This window comes from Acinetobacter lactucae (genome assembly GCF_001605885.1).
Classification (GTDB): Bacteria; Pseudomonadota; Gammaproteobacteria; order Pseudomonadales; family Moraxellaceae; genus Acinetobacter; species Acinetobacter lactucae.
The window spans coordinates 126,176-145,303 of the sequence record NZ_LRPE01000039.1 but is presented as its reverse complement, the minus strand read 5'-3'; the positions used below and the strand labels follow the sequence as shown (position 1 = coordinate 145,303).

Annotated in this window: 20 protein-coding genes; 13 read left to right on the top strand and 7 right to left on the bottom strand. The window is 39.5% G+C overall.

Going from position 1 to position 19,128, the window contains the following annotated elements; genetic code table 11:
* The first annotated feature begins 5 nt into the window (after positions 1-5).
* The 7 genes from AWW73_RS16670 to rplS all read left to right on the top strand — a co-directional run bounded on the left by AWW73_RS16670 (position 6) and on the right by rplS (position 7,128).
* The gene (locus tag AWW73_RS16670; protein WP_062850208.1) at positions 6-3,860 is read left to right on the top strand and encodes a PilC/PilY family type IV pilus protein; all 3,855 of its coding nucleotides are present in this window, start codon (positions 6-8) and stop codon (positions 3,858-3,860) included.
* 10 nt (positions 3,861-3,870) lie between these two features.
* Complete coding sequence (locus AWW73_RS16665) at positions 3,871-4,353, top strand: type IV pilin protein (RefSeq protein ID WP_062850207.1); 483 nt, start codon at positions 3,871-3,873, stop codon at positions 4,351-4,353.
* The gene (locus tag AWW73_RS16660) at positions 4,350-4,775 is read left to right on the top strand and encodes a type IV pilin protein (protein WP_062850206.1); all 426 of its coding nucleotides are present in this window, start codon (positions 4,350-4,352) and stop codon (positions 4,773-4,775) included. The genes AWW73_RS16665 and AWW73_RS16660 overlap by 4 nt, the downstream gene beginning before the upstream one ends.
* A gap of 147 nt (positions 4,776-4,922) precedes the next feature.
* Complete coding sequence (gene rpsP, locus AWW73_RS16655; RefSeq protein WP_000260334.1) at positions 4,923-5,174, top strand: 30S ribosomal protein S16; 252 nt, start codon at positions 4,923-4,925, stop codon at positions 5,172-5,174.
* 19 nt (positions 5,175-5,193) lie between these two features.
* Positions 5,194-5,742, top strand: coding sequence for a ribosome maturation factor RimM (rimM, locus tag AWW73_RS16650; RefSeq protein WP_002116736.1), 549 nt, complete (start codon positions 5,194-5,196; stop codon positions 5,740-5,742).
* Positions 5,743-5,784: 42 nt separating this feature from the next.
* On the top strand, positions 5,785-6,540 hold the full coding sequence (trmD, locus tag AWW73_RS16645) for a tRNA (guanosine(37)-N1)-methyltransferase TrmD (protein WP_057068806.1): 756 nt from the start codon (positions 5,785-5,787) through the stop codon (positions 6,538-6,540).
* Between the two features lie 219 nt (positions 6,541-6,759).
* Positions 6,760-7,128: a 50S ribosomal protein L19 gene (gene rplS, locus AWW73_RS16640; protein ID WP_002116654.1), complete on the top strand. Its 369-nt coding sequence runs from the start codon at positions 6,760-6,762 to the stop codon at positions 7,126-7,128.
* Positions 7,129-7,179: 51 nt separating this feature from the next.
* On the opposite strand, the gene AWW73_RS16635 is transcribed toward rplS, so the two are convergent.
* Both AWW73_RS16635 and AWW73_RS16630 read right to left on the bottom strand, forming a co-directional pair.
* Positions 7,180-8,121 carry a lipase family alpha/beta hydrolase gene (locus AWW73_RS16635; RefSeq protein ID WP_081409673.1) on the bottom strand — a complete coding sequence of 314 codons (942 nt, stop codon included), beginning with the start codon at positions 8,119-8,121 and terminating at the stop codon, positions 7,180-7,182.
* Positions 8,122-8,236: 115 nt separating this feature from the next.
* Positions 8,237-9,268, bottom strand: coding sequence for a lipase secretion chaperone (locus AWW73_RS16630; RefSeq protein WP_062850204.1), 1,032 nt, complete (start codon positions 9,266-9,268; stop codon positions 8,237-8,239).
* A 153-nt stretch (positions 9,269-9,421) separates the two neighbouring features.
* Here AWW73_RS16630 and truB point away from each other — a divergent pair, with 153 nt between their 5' ends.
* The 3 genes from truB (at position 9,422) to AWW73_RS16615 (ending at position 11,780) form a co-directional block, all read left to right on the top strand.
* Entirely contained in the window at positions 9,422-10,327 is a 906-nt protein-coding gene (gene truB / locus AWW73_RS16625) for a tRNA pseudouridine(55) synthase TruB (protein WP_031949487.1), read from the top strand.
* Between the two features lie 19 nt (positions 10,328-10,346).
* Entirely contained in the window at positions 10,347-11,123 is a 777-nt protein-coding gene (locus AWW73_RS16620) for a sulfite exporter TauE/SafE family protein (RefSeq protein WP_016143633.1), read from the top strand.
* Positions 11,124-11,336: 213 nt separating this feature from the next.
* Positions 11,337-11,780 (top strand): hemerythrin domain-containing protein, encoded by a 444-nt coding sequence (locus AWW73_RS16615; protein WP_001019905.1) that lies wholly within the window; start codon positions 11,337-11,339, stop codon positions 11,778-11,780.
* A 7-nt stretch (positions 11,781-11,787) separates the two neighbouring features.
* On the opposite strand, the gene AWW73_RS16610 is transcribed toward AWW73_RS16615, so the two are convergent.
* The 3 genes from AWW73_RS16610 to serA form a co-directional block, all read right to left on the bottom strand.
* Entirely contained in the window at positions 11,788-12,651 is an 864-nt protein-coding gene (locus AWW73_RS16610; RefSeq protein WP_062850203.1) for an EamA family transporter, read from the bottom strand.
* Positions 12,652-12,742: 91 nt separating this feature from the next.
* Complete coding sequence (locus AWW73_RS16605; RefSeq protein WP_062850356.1) at positions 12,743-13,627, bottom strand: EamA family transporter; 885 nt, start codon at positions 13,625-13,627, stop codon at positions 12,743-12,745.
* 98 nt (positions 13,628-13,725) lie between these two features.
* Positions 13,726-14,958: a phosphoglycerate dehydrogenase gene (gene serA / locus AWW73_RS16600; protein WP_016143629.1), complete on the bottom strand. Its 1,233-nt coding sequence runs from the start codon at positions 14,956-14,958 to the stop codon at positions 13,726-13,728.
* Positions 14,959-15,338: 380 nt separating this feature from the next.
* Here serA and AWW73_RS16595 point away from each other — a divergent pair, with 380 nt between their 5' ends.
* Together AWW73_RS16595 and AWW73_RS16590 are read left to right on the top strand one after the other, a co-directional pair.
* Entirely contained in the window at positions 15,339-16,748 is a 1,410-nt protein-coding gene (locus tag AWW73_RS16595) for an FAD-binding oxidoreductase (protein WP_062850202.1), read from the top strand.
* Between the two features lie 94 nt (positions 16,749-16,842).
* Positions 16,843-17,211, top strand: coding sequence for a hypothetical protein (locus tag AWW73_RS16590; RefSeq protein ID WP_062850201.1), 369 nt, complete (start codon positions 16,843-16,845; stop codon positions 17,209-17,211).
* 47 nt (positions 17,212-17,258) lie between these two features.
* Here AWW73_RS16590 and AWW73_RS16585 read toward each other — a convergent pair whose 3' ends face one another.
* Both AWW73_RS16585 and AWW73_RS16580 read right to left on the bottom strand, forming a co-directional pair.
* Positions 17,259-17,573: a putative quinol monooxygenase gene (locus AWW73_RS16585; protein WP_062850200.1), complete on the bottom strand. Its 315-nt coding sequence runs from the start codon at positions 17,571-17,573 to the stop codon at positions 17,259-17,261.
* Between the two features lie 13 nt (positions 17,574-17,586).
* Positions 17,587-18,174, bottom strand: coding sequence for an NAD(P)H-dependent oxidoreductase (locus AWW73_RS16580; protein ID WP_062850199.1), 588 nt, complete (start codon positions 18,172-18,174; stop codon positions 17,587-17,589).
* Positions 18,175-18,411: 237 nt separating this feature from the next.
* Here AWW73_RS16580 and AWW73_RS16575 point away from each other — a divergent pair, with 237 nt between their 5' ends.
* Positions 18,412-18,780, top strand: a complete 369-nt coding sequence (locus AWW73_RS16575; protein WP_081409672.1) for a hypothetical protein — start codon at positions 18,412-18,414, stop codon at positions 18,778-18,780.
* The last annotated feature ends 348 nt before the right edge of the window (positions 18,781-19,128 follow it).

Below are 19,128 nucleotides of genomic sequence, written 5' to 3'. Positions count from 1 at the left end.
ATATCATGAAACTAAAATTGAAGAATTTTAAGCCAAATAATTTATGGTATGCCATCTGTTCGAGTTCGGTTGCTTTTACATGGCTAATGACAAGTTCTGTGGTGCAGGCGAGTGATTTACAAATTTATGCTTCACCTACAGCGGGTAAAAAAACCATTGTGATGATGTTGGATACATCAGGAAGTATGACCAACAATAGTTATGGTGAAAACCGTTTGGCCCTGCTTAAAAATGGTATGAATGCTTTTTTAGCCAGTAATAATCCTGTTTTAAATGATACTCGTGTGGGCTTGGGAAATTTCTCTGCCAATGGTGATAGCCGAAGTGGACAAATTTTGGTAGCTGCTGCTCCTTTAGGAGATGCGAGTACTTTAAATACAGTAGGTTCTCAGCGTTATAAATTAAAACAGGCTGTTGCAAATTTAACTGCTGGTGGGGCAACACCTTCAGCGCATGCTTATGCAGAAGCTGCTGCTTATTTGATGGGTACAACAACCTATTCAGAGGCGAATTATACTATTCGAAAAGATAGCTATGTAAAGCGTGTGCGAAAATCTGATAATAGAACGGAATACTCATATTGTACGAATTATCGCGATTCACAAATCGATACTACAAATCTATGGCAACCTTGTCGTTCTAATAACTATTGGAGTAACTGGTCAACTTCTAATCCGGGTGTGGATACGGCAACTGCCTATGATACTTCTTCGGATTGGACTTATTCTTATACTTATTACTACACCACCTTTAATTATGCTGTAGCAAATGCAGATAGTGGCATTCCAAAATCAAAAACAAATGATACGACAAGCAATCCAAATATTGTTGTAGATAGAAATGCCTCTAATTTAAATGCTATTTACCAATCTCCTTTGCCTGCGGTGGCCAATCGCCAGAGTTGTGATGGGCAAGGAATCTACTTTTTATCAGATGGGGAGCCGAACAATACAACAAATACGCGTTCTGCAACTGTAATGTCGACAGCCCTAGGTAACACTTTGGGAGCAAATTTTACTTGTTCTGGAGGTTTGTCTAACACGACAGCAGACTCTGGTTGGGCTTGTATGGGGGAATTTGCAAAAAGATTATTTGATAAAACAAAAAATCCAGCTGGAGTTTCTATTCAAACAGCATTTGTCGGTTTTGGTAGTGACTTTTCTAGTTTAAGTTCTTCTGATGTAAAAAATGCCTGTCGTTTAAGTTCGAGAACCCAATCTGATCGTAAAAGTGATGATAATTGTTCGCCGAATCAGACCACAAATGCGGTCGCTGCACCTGGTTATGGAAATGGAGGATTTTTCCCTACCCAAAGTGCGCAAGGTGTAACAGATAGTGTTATCGCATTTATTAATAACTTAGATAAAGTTCCTTTAGAACCCTTAACCACAGGTGCTATCTCTGTTCCTTATGATGCACTAAATCCTAAAAATTTACAGGAATATGGTTACTTACGTGCTTTTGAGCCAAACCCGGCTAACACCTACTTAACATGGCGAGGCAATTTAAAGAAATATCATGTTGTTTTATCGGGAACAAATGCGGGCGCTTTTGAAGCTAATACAGGTGGGTTGGTTTACAACGCAACTGGGGCATTTAGAACGGGTACGAAAGACTATTGGAATAGCTCTACTTATAATGATGGAGGTAAAGTCTTTTTTGGTGGTTCATATGCAAAAGTTCCTTTACCAATTGCTGGACAAAATGAAACACGTGATGAAGAAGGAAATATCACAAAATATTATTACGCAGTACAAACTAAAATCCGCAACTTATTTACTGATGTTTCCGCCGTTGCATCAGATGGTAGCTTAACGAAAATATCGACTTCTGGAACTAATTTGCTAAAAATTCCAGCTACTCCACCAGAAGGAACTAATCCTTTTGATAGTGTGGCTAATACAGCAAGTTATATTTTAGGAAAATTTAATGCATCAACGGGACAAGATATTTTAAAAGCTTTCCCGATTAGCTTGAAATTAAAAATATTAAATTATCTAGGTTACTCAACTGATATTAGCGCTACGACTTTACCTTCGTCATTAGTTACATCGAATGAACCCTATTTATCGATGGGCGGTAGTATTCATTCTTTACCGGTACAGCTTACCTATAATGGAACATTAGATGAAAATGGGAATTTAACATCTGCGCGTGAACAATCCATTCTCTATGGAACGATGGAAGGTGGTCTGCATATTGTGGATGCCTCAACTGGTGTAGAACAAATGGCTTTCGTTCCCGCTGATATATTAAATGATCCGGTTGCATCAAAAGCTTTAGTGGTTGGCCAAAGTGATGCTACAGCTCCTGCTCACGGTATGGATGGGGCTTGGGTATCTGACCCTGCATATAGTATTACTACAACGGGAAGCGGTAGCTCAGTAGTATCAAAAGTAACTGCAAAGCAAATGAATATTTATGGTGGTATGCGAATGGGGGGCAGCAGCTATTATGGCTTAAATGTCTTAAATCCTGCTTCACCTAAGCTTCTCTTTAGAGTAGGAGCAGATCAAACTGATTATAGTCGCATGGGGCAGAGTTGGTCTAAACCTGTACTTGCAAATATACGTTATAACGGAGTTATTAAACGCGTTATGATTGTTGGTGGTGGCTACGACCAATGTTATGAAAACCCGAATATTACGTTGACTAACTCTTGCTTTACGAATGGAAAAGCAAAAGGGAACGCTGTCTATATTATTGATGCTAAAACTGGGGAACGCTTATGGTGGACTAGTGATACAGGCTCTAGTGTAGATAACTCTAATATGAAGCACAGTATTGTTAGTCGCATTAGTACCTTAGATCGAGATGCTGATGGTTTAGTCGACCATTTATATTTTGGTGATTTAGGCGGGCAAATTTTCCGTATCGATCTTAATAATAACCAGACCAAAACAAATTCAACTTATAGCAGTTTCGGTATTCGAGTTGTTCGATTAGCCAATTTGGCAACAAATGACTCAACTTATGATGCTTCGAATGACTATACCGCTGGGAATGCGCCGCGTTTTTATGAACCGCCAACAGTGACAATTCACGATTATGGAATCCGCACTTTTATTACTGTAGGTATTGCTTCAGGTGACCGTAGTACACCTTTAGATGTTTATCCGCTTACAGGTCGTGAGGGGATGTCACCGAGCACGGCATTAAGCGGAAGACCTGTAAACAACGTCTATGGAATTATCGATAAAGACTTTATTAAAAAGAATTTAATGTCTTTAACAGATAGCCAGCTTGAAACGAAAGATATTACTCGATCGATGCTTCGAAAAAATCCACAAATTTTACGATCTGGGGAAACACGAGTAGCACAGATTTTCTTTCCAAACACTGGGACGGGACAAAATGGTTGGTATCGTTCACTTTCTAGTATGAGCGATGGTACCGAGAAAGCTAATAATAGTTTCCGTATTAAAGGAGGTCTGAAAGCTTTTGAAGAGCCTATGGCAATTACAGGGACTTTAATTGTGCCTGTTTATGATCCACAGGGAACAGGTATTGTAGCGGCAGACCCATGTTTACCTCGGGTAGTAGGTGAAACTGACCAGCAGACGTTCTGTTTACCATTTGGCGCCTGCCTTAATTCTGATGGATCAATTGATCAGAATAAAGAGAATGGAAGTGGATTCAGAACAAAAACTGGTACTAATTGCCCAGTAGGAGCTTCTGAATGTAATACAAATATCATTGGCTCAGGTATTCGTGGCATAGCATTCGTTCCAAAAAGAGATGTACCTCCAGTGACTAATAGTTGTGGGAAATTACAACTGTCTGGAAACGAGAGTGGAACGGGCGAGTGGCAATGTACAAGTCACTTAGTTCCTGCGCGCTGGTATGAGCGTTATCGCTAAGGGATGACTGATGAATAAATATTATATTCTGCGGTTTAATCAGGGTGTTACCTTGATTGAACTCATGGTTGTCATCGTGATTGTCGCTATTTTTGCTTCAATTGCTATCCCTTCATATCAAAGTTATAGCCGCAGAGCGACTGCCTCTGCTGCTAAAGGTGAAATTCTAAAATTGGCAGAACAGTTGGAACGACATAAATCCAAGAACTTTACTTATAGAGGATTTACGACCACATCTGTAACTTTGCCACGGGGTGGTTATACGATTGAAATTAGTGATGATACGAGGACAGGAAATTTATTAACGAATGCTGCTGCAAATGGGCAAACATGGGTCATTAAAGCGACAACTACAGATTCAAGAAACATTAATTTTATTGCTAAGAATTCAGGTTTGCGTTGCCAAAGTTTAACAGCTACGGCTGTTGATAATGACTGTGGTGGAACAGTCACTTGCAATGTATGTGAAACAAATAGTGAGAATTGGCAATGAAGAATGGTTTTACCTTAATAGAACTCATGATTGTAGTAGCAATAATTGCAATTTTAGCAGCTATAGCGACACCTTCGTATTTGCAGTATTTACGCAAAGGGCATCGTACAGCTGTTCAATCTGAAATGATGAATATTGCCCAAACATTAGAATCAGAAAAAGTAGTTCACAATCGTTATCCGTCGAATGCGACGATTACTTCGATTTATGGTTCTAGTGTCAGTCCTCAACAAGGCCAAGCCCTATATAACTTAGCTTTTGCTAGCATAACTGATTCAAGCTGGGTGTTAACTGCTACACCTATTGCTACTAGTTCTCAAGCTAGTGATGGGATCATTTGTCTTAATGATCAAGGGCAAAAATTTTGGGCAAAAGGTGCAACTGATTGTGCGTTATCTGCCACATCAAATTGGCTACAGTAATTTTAAATTCAAAACTGCGGATAACTCAAAAAATAATCTTTCTTTCAGGGCGAAAATCACGTAGAATGTCGCCCTCTATGAAAGGGGTTTGAAGTGTTGCCGATGGTCGGCGCAGGGATAATCCGTAAGAATTATAAGGCTTTTATCATGGTTGTTATTCGTTTAGCACGTGGCGGCGCAAAAAAACGTCCATTCTATCAAATCGTTGTGACTGACAGCCGCAATGCACGTGATGGTCGTTTCATCGAGCGTATCGGTTTCTTTAACCCGACTGCACAAGGTCAAGCAGAAAAACTTCGTTTAGACGCTGACCGTTTTGCTCACTGGGTTTCTCAAGGTGCTCAACCTTCTGAACGTGTTGCTTCTTTAGCTGCTCAAGCTAAAAAAGCTACTGCATAATTTTTGTAGTAGGTAGCCCATGACATCAACACAGAATGTTCCCGAAGATCGTATTCAGATTGGACAGTTACGTTCAGCTTATGGATTGAATGGGTGGCTCTGGGTGTATTCAAATACAGAACCTATGAGCAACATGTTTGACTACCTGCCTTGGTACATTGAGACCAAGGCCGGTTGGCAAACAATAGATGTAAAACGTTGGAAACCCCATGGCAAAGGCCTAGTTGTCGCGTTGAAGGGTGTGAGTGATCGCACTGGAGCGGAAAGCTTGGTTGGCGCTAATATCTGGATTGCTAAGTCTCAACTGCCAAAAGCAGATGTGGATGAGTACTACTGGTCAGATTTGAAGGGCTTAACCGTGTTAGGTCTTGATGAAGAAGAACAGGAAGTAAACTTAGGGAAAATTCATGAGTTGTTTGAAACTGGAGCTAATGATGTGATGGTGGTGCATGCTACCCCAGACAGCATTGATTCAGAAGAGCGCATGATTCCTTGGCATAAAGATGTAGTACAACGTGTTGATCTTGAAGCTGGTCGTATTTACGTCAATTGGGGCGTAGATTATTAATCCTTTTAGGATTAATACAGCAGGAAAATAGAGGAGTCTGTAATGTTTTTTGCAGTCATTACGCTTTTTCCTGAAATGTTTGAAGCGATTACAGCTTACGGCATCAGCGGACGTGCGGCAAAACGAGATATTGTACAAGTCACTTGTATTAATCCTCGTGATTTTGCTGAGGGAAACTACAGAAGAGTGGATGAACGTCCATTTGGTGGTGGCCCCGGTATGGTGATGATGGCTGAGCCTTTGGCGAAAGCAATTGCACATGCCAAACAGCTTGCCTCACAAGCAGGACATGTTCATGTCCCTGTGGTGTATATGTCCCCACAAGGCAAAACCTTAAATGAACAGGCAGTACAGCAGTTTGTCGATTATGACGGCTTAATTGTACTGTGTGGACGTTATGAGGGAGTAGATGAACGTTTGATCCAGCATTATGTTGATCAAGAATGGTCAATTGGTGATTATGTTTTATCTGGTGGTGAACTGCCCGCTATGGTGTTACTTGACAGTATTATTCGCCGTTTGCCGAATGTAATGTCAGATGAACAATCAGCAGTACAAGATTCTTTTGTTGATGGTCTTTTAGATTGTCCACAATATACAAAGCCTGACCATTTTGAAGGGCTGGATGTGCCAGAGGTATTAAAATCTGGACATCATGGCAACATTGAAAAATGGCGCTTTTTGCAGCGATATCAACGAACTCTAGAGCGCCGACCAGAGTTGGTCGAAAAGGTTGAGTTGACTAAGCAGCAAAAGAAATGGCTAAAAGATACGCAAGAGAATGACGGTAATTCTTAATCGTTATTCTCAAGAACGAAAGTTCTGCAACCAGACGAGAAGCAGTGCTTCGAGTTAAAGCATAATTCTATTTAATGAATAGTTTTATGTATATTTAAAGGCTCTTTATAGACATATTGTCGTAAAGGGAAAGATAAACGGGTTGATATGCGCTTTAGCCTCTATCCCCAGCGGAACCTCAGACCTCTTCTGACTCCGCACATATTGGAGATTCCCACAATGAGTGGTAAACATCCTTTAGTTCAAGCTGTTGAAAATGCACAGTTAAAATCTGATATCCCTGCTTTTGCTCCTGGTGACACTGTCATCGTTCAAGTAAAAGTAAAAGAGGGTGATCGTGAACGTCTTCAAGCATTTGAAGGTGTTGTAATCGCTAAGAAAAACCGTGGTTTGAACTCTGCGTTCACAGTACGTAAAATTTCTAGCGGTGTTGGTGTTGAGCGTGTATTCCAAACTCATTCACCAGTTGTTGCTAAAATCGAAGTGAAACGTCGTGGTGACGTTCGTCGTGCTAAACTTTACTACCTTCGTGACTTGTCTGGTAAAGCTGCACGTATTCGTGAAAAATTACCAGCTCGTAAAGCGTAAGCTTATAGCGAGTAAAAAAATGCGCCTTTTGGCGCATTTTTTGTTTAAAAACTATAATCCTTGAAGTTTTAAACGGTTGGCATGTTGACGGTAAACCGAGACAGGATCGGAAGCAAAAATAGAACGTACCCCAAGTACTTGGTTCACTTCATCTAAATGGTTCCAGTTGTAATCATCACGAATTGTTTTACCAAATTTGGCACTGCATCTGGAAACAAGTCCATCATTATCACCGAATGGATCGACTACTAAACTACTGCCTGTTAGCGCAATATCAAATGGGTCTAATGGGTTGGTGAGAGCTTTATTTCCTGAGAAAGAATACATATAGATACCTTTCTCTTGATATGTCCCTTCACCACAAGAAGTAGTTGGTATACCCATTGGGAACTGAGCATTAAATTTTGCAGAACCTTGCGTAGATAAGCTATGAGCGCCTGCTAAAGAATCGTGTGGATAGCTTGTTGGATCTAAGCCTCCTGCCCAAGTAATGGCTGCTGAAAACCAGTTTACTAACGTTGCTACGCCTGAAAGAGGAGTACCCTCAACATTCAGTATGACATCTGCCATTGGTGATCCCTTATGAGGTGCACCAATTGTGGTGAGTGAGGCAATTTTTTCTGGCATGATACCGGCCACATAACGAATTGTCGGGCCCCCATGGCTATGACCGATTAAGTTGACTTTAGGTTTGCCAGTAATGGCAATGATCTCTTCTACTTGCTGGGCAAGTTGTTCTCCACGCATTTCTGTTGAGTTAAATGGGGATACTCTTGTCGCCCAAACATTTCCTCCATTACGAGCAAGGTCTGGAAGAATTTGGTACCAGTAATCGAGACCAAGGGTATCTGTTCCAACTCGGTTAAAACCTGCCATACCATGGTTAAAAACCATTGGATATTTGGTTTGTGCGTAAGATGAATAAACGAACGAGTTTTTAACTTGTTCAGCATTTGTGGCATGGGCCGCTGAAATACTCAGTCCTGAGAGCATCGCAGCGCAAAAATATATTAACTTCCTTTTCATTTTTTACTCACTATTTTTATTTTGTATGAAAAGCAGCTTCTTACTGCTAGTGAATTTTTAGCCAGTCCCTAAAAGGAAAGGCTTAATAATTAAATGGCAGTTCACCTCCCTGATCATGGACCGTTTCAAAAGTTCGAAGTCTTAATTGTTCTTGTGATGAGTTAAATTGTTGTTGGCGTAATTGTTGTATGGCTTGGTTTTTAGCGCTATCACTCATATTGCTTTTAATAATTTCATCTCGTCCACTCAGGTAACTTGTGACCCTTTGCTGCCAAGCACTACGTTGTGTATCTAATGTTTCTAGTCTTTGCGTTGCTTCAGCTCCAACGAGTGCTGTACGCATTTGTCTAAGTTCTTCTGCTGAACCATTGCGTGCTTTAATTTGTTTGGTCAGTGTATGTAAATCATCAAGTTTAGAGAGCTCTTGTAGGTTTTGTTGCCAGTCTTCTGGTAGTTGTTCAAAGCGTTCTTTAAGTTTTTGAGCCTTTTCAATTTCGCTTAAAGAAGAGTCCTCAAGTATTTGCATACGATCTAGCGTGTAGTTCTGATAGATATCTTCAGTTGAGAAGAGTCCTTCAATTTCAGAATTTGAAAAGAAACGTTTTCTTAGATCTTGAATTGAATTAAAAATCTTTTGAAAATAATTTTTATCTTGATGTTTTGATGACGGTGTTTGGATTTGAGCAAGCTGCTCACGGTATTTTAAGTAACGGGTCCATAAATCCAGAATCTGTGAGCGAGCTGGCTCTAAATATTTTCCCTGAATAAATTGTCCAAAGTGATTTTTAATTTGCTCTAAATCGTTTTCGCCATATTGGGTAATAAAATATTCAAAGCAGTCACGTGTTTGACTATTAACGACCAAATGTTGAGAACTATCAATTTTTAACTGACAGTTAACTTGGGTATCTTGCTGACTTTTACTATGGTAAGCATCTGCATTTAGCGATGAATGATTTGTAGGTGGAACAGATGCTAAGCTTTTAGCTTCATTCTGATTTATTTGAGTCGATGTATTTTTTGATTCTGGGCTTAGCCAATATACACATGCAATGAGGCCCAGAATAAAAAATCCGAGCACGCACCACAATACCTTCTTCTGCATCCCTTGCATAAAGATATCTTCCTTAAGTTTTAATTTGTTGTTTTTTTACTCGATCATTAATGTGCCATAAAATAAGTGAAAAGGCACCTAAATATTGTGAAAATATCTTGCCGAATTTGCTAACATGTCGGCACTTTTTTCTAGCTTTGTGTTCCAGTAAAAATGACGACAAAAAATCAAAAAATTTCTCGTCGCCATATCAGTGGTGTATTTCTATTAAATAAACCATTAGGCTTAAGTTCAAATGCGGCTTTGCAAAAAGTGCGTTGGTTATATCGCGCTCAAAAAGCAGGCCATACTGGAGCGTTAGACCCCTTGGCGACAGGTTTGCTCCCGATTTGTTTAGGAGAAGCGACCAAGTTCTCACATTATTTGCTGGACTCAACAAAGCGTTATCAAACCACTGTTCGATTAGGACAGACCACAACAACAGGTGATGTGGAAGGGGAGATTTTACAAGAGCGCCCTATTCCTGTTCTTGACCAAGAACTTATTGAACAAACTTTAGAAAAGTTTAGAGGCGATATTCAACAAGTTCCGCCCATGTATTCAGCTTTGAAAAAAGAAGGTAAGCCGTTATATGAGTTGGCGAGAAAAGGTATAGAGATTGAGCGAGAAGCGCGTCCAGTCACGATTTATGCTTTAGAGCTTATTGAGTTTACCGAAAATAGTATCACTCTGGATGTAACCTGTTCTAAAGGGACATACATCCGTGTATTAGGTGAAGATATTGGTGAGGCACTTGGCTGTGGTGGGCATTTAACGATGCTAAACCGGACTCAAACAGGACATTTTGAGCTTATACCGAGTTATACCATTGAATATCTAGAAAGCTTAACAGAAGAGCAAAGAGAAGCCTTGCTACTTCCAGTTTATGCTCCGGTTGACCATTTCTTGAAAATTCAAGTTCCGGAAGGGCGTGAAAAATACTTTTGTAACGGTTTAGAAAGCAATATTGAGCATTCTGCAGAAGCAGAAGTTTTGGTGTTTTCGGGTGAGCGCTGTTTAGGCTTAGCCGAGATTACCGATAAAAAACGGTTGGTACCTAAGCGTATCTTAAATTTGTAGTAGATGTAGAGTATAGAACATGGGCATGGAATGGGATGTTATCCTTAGTTTGATCTTTTTTGCGTTTACTGCAGGAGCAATTGATGCTGCTGTAGGCGGCGGTGGACTCATCCAGATTCCCGGGATCATGAGTACTTTTCCTAACATGTCGACTGCTACCGTGATTGGTACCAATAAAGTCTCATCTATTTTTGGTACGGCGTCGGCGGCTTATACCTTTGCTAAGAAAGTAAAGTTGCAATGGAAGCTTTTAGCCGTTATTGCCATTTGTGCCTTGATTAGTTCTTTTGCCGGCGCTGCATGTTTGTCACTTATTCCCCAATCGGTATTACGTCCTTTCGTGTTCGTCATGTTGATTGTGATCGCAATTTATACCCTAGTTAAAAAGAACTTCGGTCAAGTTCATACCGAGCAAAAAATTACCACGAAAATGTTAATTTTAGCTGCTATTGGTAGTTTGGCCATTGGTTTTTATGACGGTATTTTTGGGCCGGGTACAGGTAGCTTCTTTATTTTCTTCTTTATCCGTTTTTTACAAGTTGATTTCTTACATGCTTCAGCTTTGTCTAAAATCGGTAATTTTATGACGAACTTGGCTGCATTGAGTTTCCTCATTCCAACTGGACACGCGATTTTACATATTGGTTTAATGATGGCTGTAGCTAACGTGCTAGGTTCTATTGTTGGGGTACGTACTGCGCTTAAATACGGTAGTGGTTTTGTCCGTATTATCTTTTTAATTTTGGTGAGTATCCTGATTTGCCGTCTGGGCTATCAAATGTTTGTTACAGGCTAAGTCAAATAAAAAAAGTATGAGCTGATCTTAGAAAGCAGTTCATACTTTTATGTATCATTTAAAGCTAGAAATATAAAAATCATTACAGAAATTTACTAGAAAGAAAACTGTGTAAAAAATAGTCTCATTTTAAGCTACTTAAACATTATAAATTTCAACGTATGATAAACCTTGAAATAAAAAAGATTTTTTAGCTAAAAAATGAGGAAGAGAATGAATATTTTCGAAGCATTAAGAGAAAGCCATGAAAATCAACGTAACCTTTCTGAACAACTCATTCAGACACACGGTTTAACCGAAGAACGAAAAGAATTATTTGATGCATTAAAAAATGAACTTTATGCCCATTCAGTTGCCGAAGATCGCTACCTCTATATTCCTTTAATGTTTGATGATGTGGGGCTAGATATTACGAGACATGCTTTATCCGAACATCATGAAATGGATGAGTTGGTCGAACAACTTGAAAAAACTGATATGAGTAGTCCAAGCTGGTTAGCAACCGCCAAACAGTTGAGTGAAAAAGTCCATCATCATTTAAAAGAAGAAGAACATAAATTTTTCCAGCAAGCCGGAAAAATTCTTAAAGACAGCGAAAAAGAAACGCTGGGTAATAAATATTTAAAGGAATATAAAAAGTATAAAAAGCAGCAGTAGAGTAAACCTATGCAGCTTTGTTAGTACTTCTTAAAGTGACACCAATTGAGGCCAGCATTACGCAAGCCAAAGCCACCCATTGCAGCATGCTGATTTCTTCGTGAAGTAATAAGAAACCCGTTAATGCTGCCAATGCTGGTGCTAAACTCGTTAGAGTCCCATAAGTTAATTTATTGAGTTGTTTGAGAGCCATTAAATCGAGTGCATATGGAATTGCAGTCGCTAACACAGCAATAAGTAAGGCTTTACCCCAGTACTGTGTCTCAAGTAATGCAGGAGCATTATGCCAGATTCCAATTGGCAATAAGGCAATTGCAGAAACACCGATCCCAATTGTTAATGCATGCATCCCGATATTTTGGGTCACAACTTTATGACCGAAATAAATATAGAATGCCCAACAAAGTCCAGCCCCTAGCGCACATGCTGCGCCAATATAGGAAAAATTGTGTTGAACTGGGTTTTGCCAAGGTACCATGAGTGCAATGCCTAACATGGCAAGTGCTACCCAAATGTAATCACTCTTTTGTTTGATAGAAAGAAGTGCAAGACCTAATGGACCAATAAACTCTAAGCCTACGGCGATACCTTGGGGTAATTTTCCAAGCGACGTATAAAATAAGATATTCATTAGCCCCAAAGAGGCGCAGTACATCAATAAATCACGCCATTTTAAATAGGGTAAGCGTGACCAGATTTTCCAAGAGCGGAACATGATCGCGACTATGATTGTTGCAAAGCTTAGTCTCAAAACTGTAACGGTGAGCGGGTCTAATGTCGCAATGAGCTGTTTAGCAAATGAAGCGCTGATTTGGTATGAAACCATCGACAAAATCATATACAGCACAGCAATAATTGGAAGATTTTGCATGGAAAAATACTCTAGCGCTTCATCTGATATCTAAAAATAATGGCGGACAATTATAACGAATACTGTGTTTTACTTGGCGGATTTCATTAAATTAACTTGCTGTTTTTTCACGTTCTTGACGAGCTTTTTGGGTGGTTATGGTACAACCAACAGAAGCTGTAATAATGGTTGCAAGTGCTAGCCATTGGTTCCATAACAGATATTCGCCTAAAAAGATAAAACCAGATAGCGCTGCAACTGCGGGTTCTAGGCTCATCAATGTTCCAAAACTTAAGGGCGTCAAATTGCGAAGTGCCAACATTTCTAAAGAGAATGGGAGAGCACTGGCTAAAATGGCTAAACCAATAAAATAAAAAAGATTGGGAAGTTCTATAACTTGTGCAATTGACCCTGAAAAAAAGGTAATGGGTAATAAGATGCATGCACCCACACTCATTCCCAGGCACACCGTGTGATTGCCTGAAATGCCAGAAGGTTTTTGCCCAGCAATAATATAAAGTGCCCAACACGCGCCTGCGCTAATGGCAAATAAGACGCCGATCCAATCTAAACTATGAGCCTGATTGAAAGGAAAAAGTAAAATCAGCCCAATAATTGCGAAGCTCACCCAAACAAAATCATATTTTTGGCGTGCGTGGTATAACGCCACACTTAAAGGGCCAATAAATTCAAAAGCAACCGCAATTCCAATCGGTAAGCGTTCGATCGACAGATAAAATAGTGCGTTCATTCCTGCAAGCGCAAATCCATAAGCCAAGATTGCTTTCCAACGAACCTGACTAAAATTAATTCGCCAAATTCTAAAAATAATGGCAAGAATAATTGCACCTAGACATAAGCGCATTGCAGAGACAGTGAGCACAGGAAAGTTCTGAAACAGAATTTTTGCTAAAGATGCGCTGCTTTGTACGCTTAGCATTGCGAGAATGAGAAAGCCCAAAGCATGTAGCTGAGATTTCTGAGTCGAACTAGACATTTTATTATTTGATCGATTGGTATACTTTTCACATGATAATGTAAATGCCCATAAAAAAGCCACAGACATTGCTGTGGCTTTTTAATTTACAGTTCGTATTAGAACAATACGCGCACGCGAATTGTACCTTCAACTTCATGCAACATATCTAAAGCTTCTTGAGAAGCAGAAGCATCAACGTCCATGACCAAGTAACCGATGTCACCTTTAGTCATAAGTGATTGACCAGAAATGTTGATGCCTTGTTCAGCAAACAAGTTGTTGATTTTAGACAATACGCCTGGCACGTTTTTGTGGATGTGCAATAAACGGTGTTGGCCAGCTGTCAATGGCAATGCGATTTCTGGGAAGTTAACCGCAGAAAGTGTCATACCTTTGTCAGAGTAAGCAACAAATTTCTCTGCAACTTCTAAACCGATGTTTGCTTGCGCTTCCATAGTTGAACCGCCAACGTGAGGAGTTAAAATCACGTTGTCTAAGCCGCGAAGTGGAGACTGGAATTCTTCACCATTTGCTTTTGGCTCTTTCGGGAATACGTCAACCGCTGCACCAGCAATATGACCAGATTTGATTGCATCAGCTAAATCTTCAATCACTACACATGTACCACGTGCAGCATTTAAGAAAATTGCGCCTTCTTTCATTTTCGCAAATTGTTCTTTAGTGAAGAAGTTGCGTGTAGATGGAACATCTGGCACATGTAACGTTACAACATCTGCAGTTGCTAAAAGTTCATCTAGAGAACCAACTTGGCGAGCATTACCCATCGGTAATTTAGTTACTGCATCATAATAAATGACATGCATACCTAGGCTTTCAGCAAGAACTGAAAGTTGAGAACCGATGGAACCGTAACCCACAATACCTAAAGTTTTGCCACGAGTTTCAAAAGAACCGACAGCAGACTTGTCCCAACCACCACGATGACAAGCCGCCGATTTTTCAGGAACACGGCGAAGAAGAAGAATTGTTTGGGCAAGTACAAGCTCTGCAACCGAACGCGTATTTGAATACGGTGCGTTAAATACAGGAATACCACGTGCCATTGCTGCTTTAAGATCAACTTGGTTTGTTCCGATACAGAAACAACCTACAGCGATCAATTTATTTGCAGCTTCGAAAACTTCTTCAGTCAATTGGGTACGCGAACGAATACCAATAAAGTGAGCTTCTTTAATTGCTTCTTTAAGCGCTTCGCCTTCAAGAGCAGTTTTACGATAGTCAATATTGGTGTAACCCGCAGCGTTTAGAGTATCGACTGCGTTTTGATGAACGCCTTCTAACAAAAGGAAACGGATTTTATCTTTAGGTAGTGAAAGATGTTGGCTCATTACGGCTCCGCTACAAAGGCCAAATTTGGTGGCGGTATAATAACATACTGGGCAGCGCTATAGATATTTCGTTTATACCATCGCCTTATGGCAATTTTATCTATGTCTAATCACTTCTGTTTATGGGCTTGTCGAGCATTTAAAAATATGCTTTGTCTGTTAGTTAAATGCGATTTTTCTCTGAAAGCCCCATAGGAAGTATTTATTTACGTTAAACATGTTTTGTAGTGACAGTATCTCTATTCTGAACTTTATCGCTTGCGCGGATACATGTAGAATATAGGAGTTCCTAGAACATTATGGCTTTGCTCAGGTGAGAACCTTGAGAATTATGAGGTCATAGTCCCACCACAGTTTACTTCTTGCTAGGTCTGCAAACGATGAATGCTCCAGTCGCTTTAACACCTGAGTTACTCACCCAATTAACAGCAATCGTCGGTGAAAACCGTATTAAAATCGATGCTGATAGTCTCGAAAACTGGGGTAAAGATCATACCAAGCATTTTAATCCGAACCCATCGGTCATCGTTTTTCCGTCAACGACTGAACAAGTTCAGGCAGTTGTAAAGCTTGCGAATCAGTTTAATGTTGCGATTACACCGTCAGGTGGTCGTACCGGTCTCTCTGCCGGTGCAGTAGCAACCAATGGTGAAATTGTCATTAGCATGGACAAAATGAACCAAATTCTTGAGTTCTTCCCGGCAGATCGTATGGTTCGTGTCCAAGCTGGTGTTGTGACTGAGCAATTGCAGAATTATGCAGAAGAACAAGGCATGTATTATCCAGTGGACTTTGCGTCAGCAGGTTCTAGCCAGATTGGCGGTAATATCGGAACAAATGCCGGTGGGATTAAAGTTATTAAATATGGCATGACACGTAACTGGGTGCTTGGTTTAACCGTAGTGACTGGTAAAGGCGATATTCTACGTTTAAACAAAGGTATGGTTAAAAATGCAACTGGTTATGCATTACAGCATTTGTTTATTGGTGGTGAGGGCACATTAGGTTTAGTCACTGAAGCAGAAATTAAACTTGAGCGTCAGCCACAAAACTTACAAGTTTTAGTTTTAGGTGTTCCTGACTTTGATGCAGTAATGCCTGTATTACATGCGTTCCAAAAAGATATCGATTTAACGGCATTTGAGTTCTTTGGTGAACTTGCAATGCAAAAAGTTTTAGATCATGGACATGTACAACGCCCATTTGAAACTCAATGTCCGTTCTATGTATTACTTGAGTTTGAAGCACCATATGAGCCGATTCTCGATAAAGCAATGGAAATTTTCGAGCATTGTATGGAGCAGGGTTGGGTACTTGATGGCGTAATGAGCCAGAGCCTTGACCAAGTAGAAAGTTTATGGCGTTTACGTGAAGATATCTCTGAATCAATCGCGCCGTTTATTCCATATAAAAACGATATCTCAGTATTAATTACTCACGTGCCTGCATTTATTCGTGAAATTGATGCGATTGTTCAAGAAAACTATCCAGACTTTGAAATCTGTTGGTTCGGTCATATCGGTGACGGTAACTTGCACTTAAATATTTTAAAACCTGAAAACTTAACCAAAGATGAGTTCTTTGCGAAATGTCAGGTTGTGAATAAATATGTGTTTGATACCGTCAAAAAATATGACGGTTCAATCTCTGCTGAACATGGTGTCGGTATGACGAAAAAGCCATATTTGGAATATTCACGTTCGCCTGAAGAAATTGAATATATGAAAGCTTTGAAAAAAGTATTTGATCCGAATGGTCTAATGAATCCAGGTAAATTATTTGATCTTTAAGTTAGATCTATTTTGTAGGACTACATAGTTTCTACAGAGTAACCGACAAAGCCATAGCATCATAAAGCTATGGCTTTTGTTTTTGGTGATAAGTATGCAACGTTTATTTTTAATTTCAGCGCTTTGTGCTGGACTTTTCACTGGGTGTGCGACGACCAGTAAATTAATTCCTTTTGTGGGTTCTGATACCCCAATGCAACAAGTACTTAAAGCTCAACCCGAGATTGCAAAAGAGCACAACAATACATCAGTTCAGCAAGTATTTAACCGCGTAGAATCTCCAACTGTTTCCCGTATTACCGTGATTCAAACTGGTTTAATGGATGATTCTGTTTCTGCAATCCGAACAGAATATTCATTTAAATTGATTGATGAAAAGTGGCAATTGCAAAATAAGCAAAAGAGCTATCAATGTGCGAGAGGGAAAGGCTCTAGAGGGTTCCAGACCCAGCTTTGTTCTTAAAATATAAAAAAAAGATGATAAATATATCGTCTTTTTTATAGGCTAAGTTATACGCCACTTTCTAAAATTTTAATTTTAACGTCAACTACATCATCTTTAACTGCTTCATGATGTGCTTGCATATGAGACGTCGCTAAATGCGCTTCAAGATGGGCCACACTTTGCCATTTTTCTAGCATGACAATCGTATCAGGCTCGTGAGTTTGGAAGCTCGCATTTGATTTGTGATCAACTAAAGGTTCATAACCATGACAACCATCTTCTGCTAAAACAGTTGGAATGATTTTTTGAAAGGCATCCAATACGTTCTGGCGATGCTGTCCACCCGATTTAGTACGAATTTCCGCAATAATGGTTAGCATGGATTTCTCCTTATTAGGCTGCTGCAAATACAGTATTTAAATGTGCTTTATATTCTTCAACATAACTATCAACGTCAGGCATTTTAATTACGTCGTTTACAATAAACGTTGGAAGCGTACTCATGCCTAAGAATTGATTGGCTTTATGAAATGGTAAATAAACGCCGTCTACCCCTATGCCATGGAAGAACTGATCTGCATCGTCAAATGCTTCCATCGGTGCATTCCAGGTGAGTGATAGCATATATTTTTTGTCATGAATTAAACCACCTGAACCATATTTTTTTGAGGCATCAGAACGGCTACGACCATCACTTGCATAAAGGGAACCATGGCCTGTGGTAAACACATCATCAATATATTTTTTGACTGTCCAAGGTGCACCCATCCACCAGCCTGGCATCTGGTAAATAACGACATCTGCCCACAAGTATTTTTCAACTTCACTTTCAGCATCATAATTGCTGTCTGCACGGGTGACCTGAACTTCGTGTCCGAGTTCCGTGAGATGTGTAGTTGCGAGGGTGGTTAATGTGTCATTTAATTCACCGTTTGAATGGGCAAATTGTTTAGCGCCATTAATCACTAAAATCTTACTCATGGAGGTTGCTCTCATTAAATTCCTGTATTTGACGCCTACTGTATGAAATTTACTGTTGTAGAAAAATGCATGAATTGGAAAAATATTGTTGACAAAAAATCAATAATTATTGTGGGATTTTTATTTGATATTAATATAACTAATTAATATCAATAAATTTATGACTATTTACAAAGCTCAAAAGGAAAAAGTGGCCTATTAGCTTTAGCATTAATTTTGGGTAAATAGAGGGGAAGGATAATGAAAAAAAATTGTTTGTTGATTATTTTCAGCTTAAGCATATTAACGGCTTGTGCTCCGCCTCAAAAATCTTCAACTCAACTTGCTGATAGTCCGATACAGGCTGTATTATTTGATCAACCAGATCTTTTAAATGATGCAACCAATTTAGATATTTCGCAGCAAATGAATGCTGCAGATGATCCTTCCAATGCGCAAGTTACTATTTTACAAACAGAGCCTAGTCCAGATGCAGTGTCGAAAACACGTACTGAATATTTATTAAAAAGAGATCAGCAAATCTGGAAAATTGTGAATAAAAAGCAAAGTTATCAATGTACAAAAGGGGAGGAAACTACAGACTTTCAAGTTAACCCTTGTCCATGATGCTTAATTTTTTATCAAATATGTGGATAACTTTGAGTTTGTGCACAACCATAATTTGCATGCCTTTTTGTGTAAAAAACTGAAATTTAAGCTTCTTGAAATTGCATGATTGCTGATCAATTTAAAAAGTGCTATTGTTGCGCTCGGCAATAGTGCCAATTGGTAAAAATTACCGAATCTCACGTCATATATTTTTTCTCGTTTTAGACACCTTGTGAATACGGTGTTTCACACTCTAAACATGCACTCTCACGGCATATAACAACTTAACTAAAGATTGATTGACCATACATGTCATCGTCATGACTACATCTTATTTTATAGGTAGTCATAGAGACATATGGCCGC

What these genes read in the sequence shown, in the direction of transcription:
- AWW73_RS16615 (WP_001019905.1), top strand. Translation starts at nt 11,337, where the DNA reads ATGAATATTTTCGAAGCATTAAGAGAAAGCCATGAAAATCAACGTAAC.
- AWW73_RS16635 (WP_081409673.1), bottom strand. Translation starts at nt 8,121, where the DNA reads ATGCTCTCAGGACTGAGTATTTCAGCGGCCCATGCCACAAATGCTGAA.
- AWW73_RS16660 (WP_062850206.1), top strand. Translation starts at nt 4,350, where the DNA reads ATGAAGAATGGTTTTACCTTAATAGAACTCATGATTGTAGTAGCAATA.
- AWW73_RS16665 (WP_062850207.1), top strand. Translation starts at nt 3,871, where the DNA reads ATGAATAAATATTATATTCTGCGGTTTAATCAGGGTGTTACCTTGATT.
- rplS (WP_002116654.1), top strand. Translation starts at nt 6,760, where the DNA reads ATGAGTGGTAAACATCCTTTAGTTCAAGCTGTTGAAAATGCACAGTTA.
- AWW73_RS16605 (WP_062850356.1), bottom strand. Translation starts at nt 13,627, where the DNA reads ATGTCTAGTTCGACTCAGAAATCTCAGCTACATGCTTTGGGCTTTCTC.
- AWW73_RS16590 (WP_062850201.1), top strand. Translation starts at nt 16,843, where the DNA reads ATGCAACGTTTATTTTTAATTTCAGCGCTTTGTGCTGGACTTTTCACT.
- AWW73_RS16610 (WP_062850203.1), bottom strand. Translation starts at nt 12,651, where the DNA reads ATGCAAAATCTTCCAATTATTGCTGTGCTGTATATGATTTTGTCGATG.
- rpsP (WP_000260334.1), top strand. Translation starts at nt 4,923, where the DNA reads ATGGTTGTTATTCGTTTAGCACGTGGCGGCGCAAAAAAACGTCCATTC.
- AWW73_RS16670 (WP_062850208.1), top strand. Translation starts at nt 6, where the DNA reads ATGAAACTAAAATTGAAGAATTTTAAGCCAAATAATTTATGGTATGCC.
- AWW73_RS16630 (WP_062850204.1), bottom strand. Translation starts at nt 9,268, where the DNA reads ATGCAAGGGATGCAGAAGAAGGTATTGTGGTGCGTGCTCGGATTTTTT.
- AWW73_RS16620 (WP_016143633.1), top strand. Translation starts at nt 10,347, where the DNA reads ATGGGCATGGAATGGGATGTTATCCTTAGTTTGATCTTTTTTGCGTTT.
- trmD (WP_057068806.1), top strand. Translation starts at nt 5,785, where the DNA reads ATGTTTTTTGCAGTCATTACGCTTTTTCCTGAAATGTTTGAAGCGATT.
- serA (WP_016143629.1), bottom strand. Translation starts at nt 14,958, where the DNA reads ATGAGCCAACATCTTTCACTACCTAAAGATAAAATCCGTTTCCTTTTG.
- AWW73_RS16580 (WP_062850199.1), bottom strand. Translation starts at nt 18,174, where the DNA reads ATGAGTAAGATTTTAGTGATTAATGGCGCTAAACAATTTGCCCATTCA.
- rimM (WP_002116736.1), top strand. Translation starts at nt 5,194, where the DNA reads ATGACATCAACACAGAATGTTCCCGAAGATCGTATTCAGATTGGACAG.
- AWW73_RS16585 (WP_062850200.1), bottom strand. Translation starts at nt 17,573, where the DNA reads ATGCTAACCATTATTGCGGAAATTCGTACTAAATCGGGTGGACAGCAT.
- truB (WP_031949487.1), top strand. Translation starts at nt 9,422, where the DNA reads ATGACGACAAAAAATCAAAAAATTTCTCGTCGCCATATCAGTGGTGTA.
- AWW73_RS16595 (WP_062850202.1), top strand. Translation starts at nt 15,339, where the DNA reads ATGAATGCTCCAGTCGCTTTAACACCTGAGTTACTCACCCAATTAACA.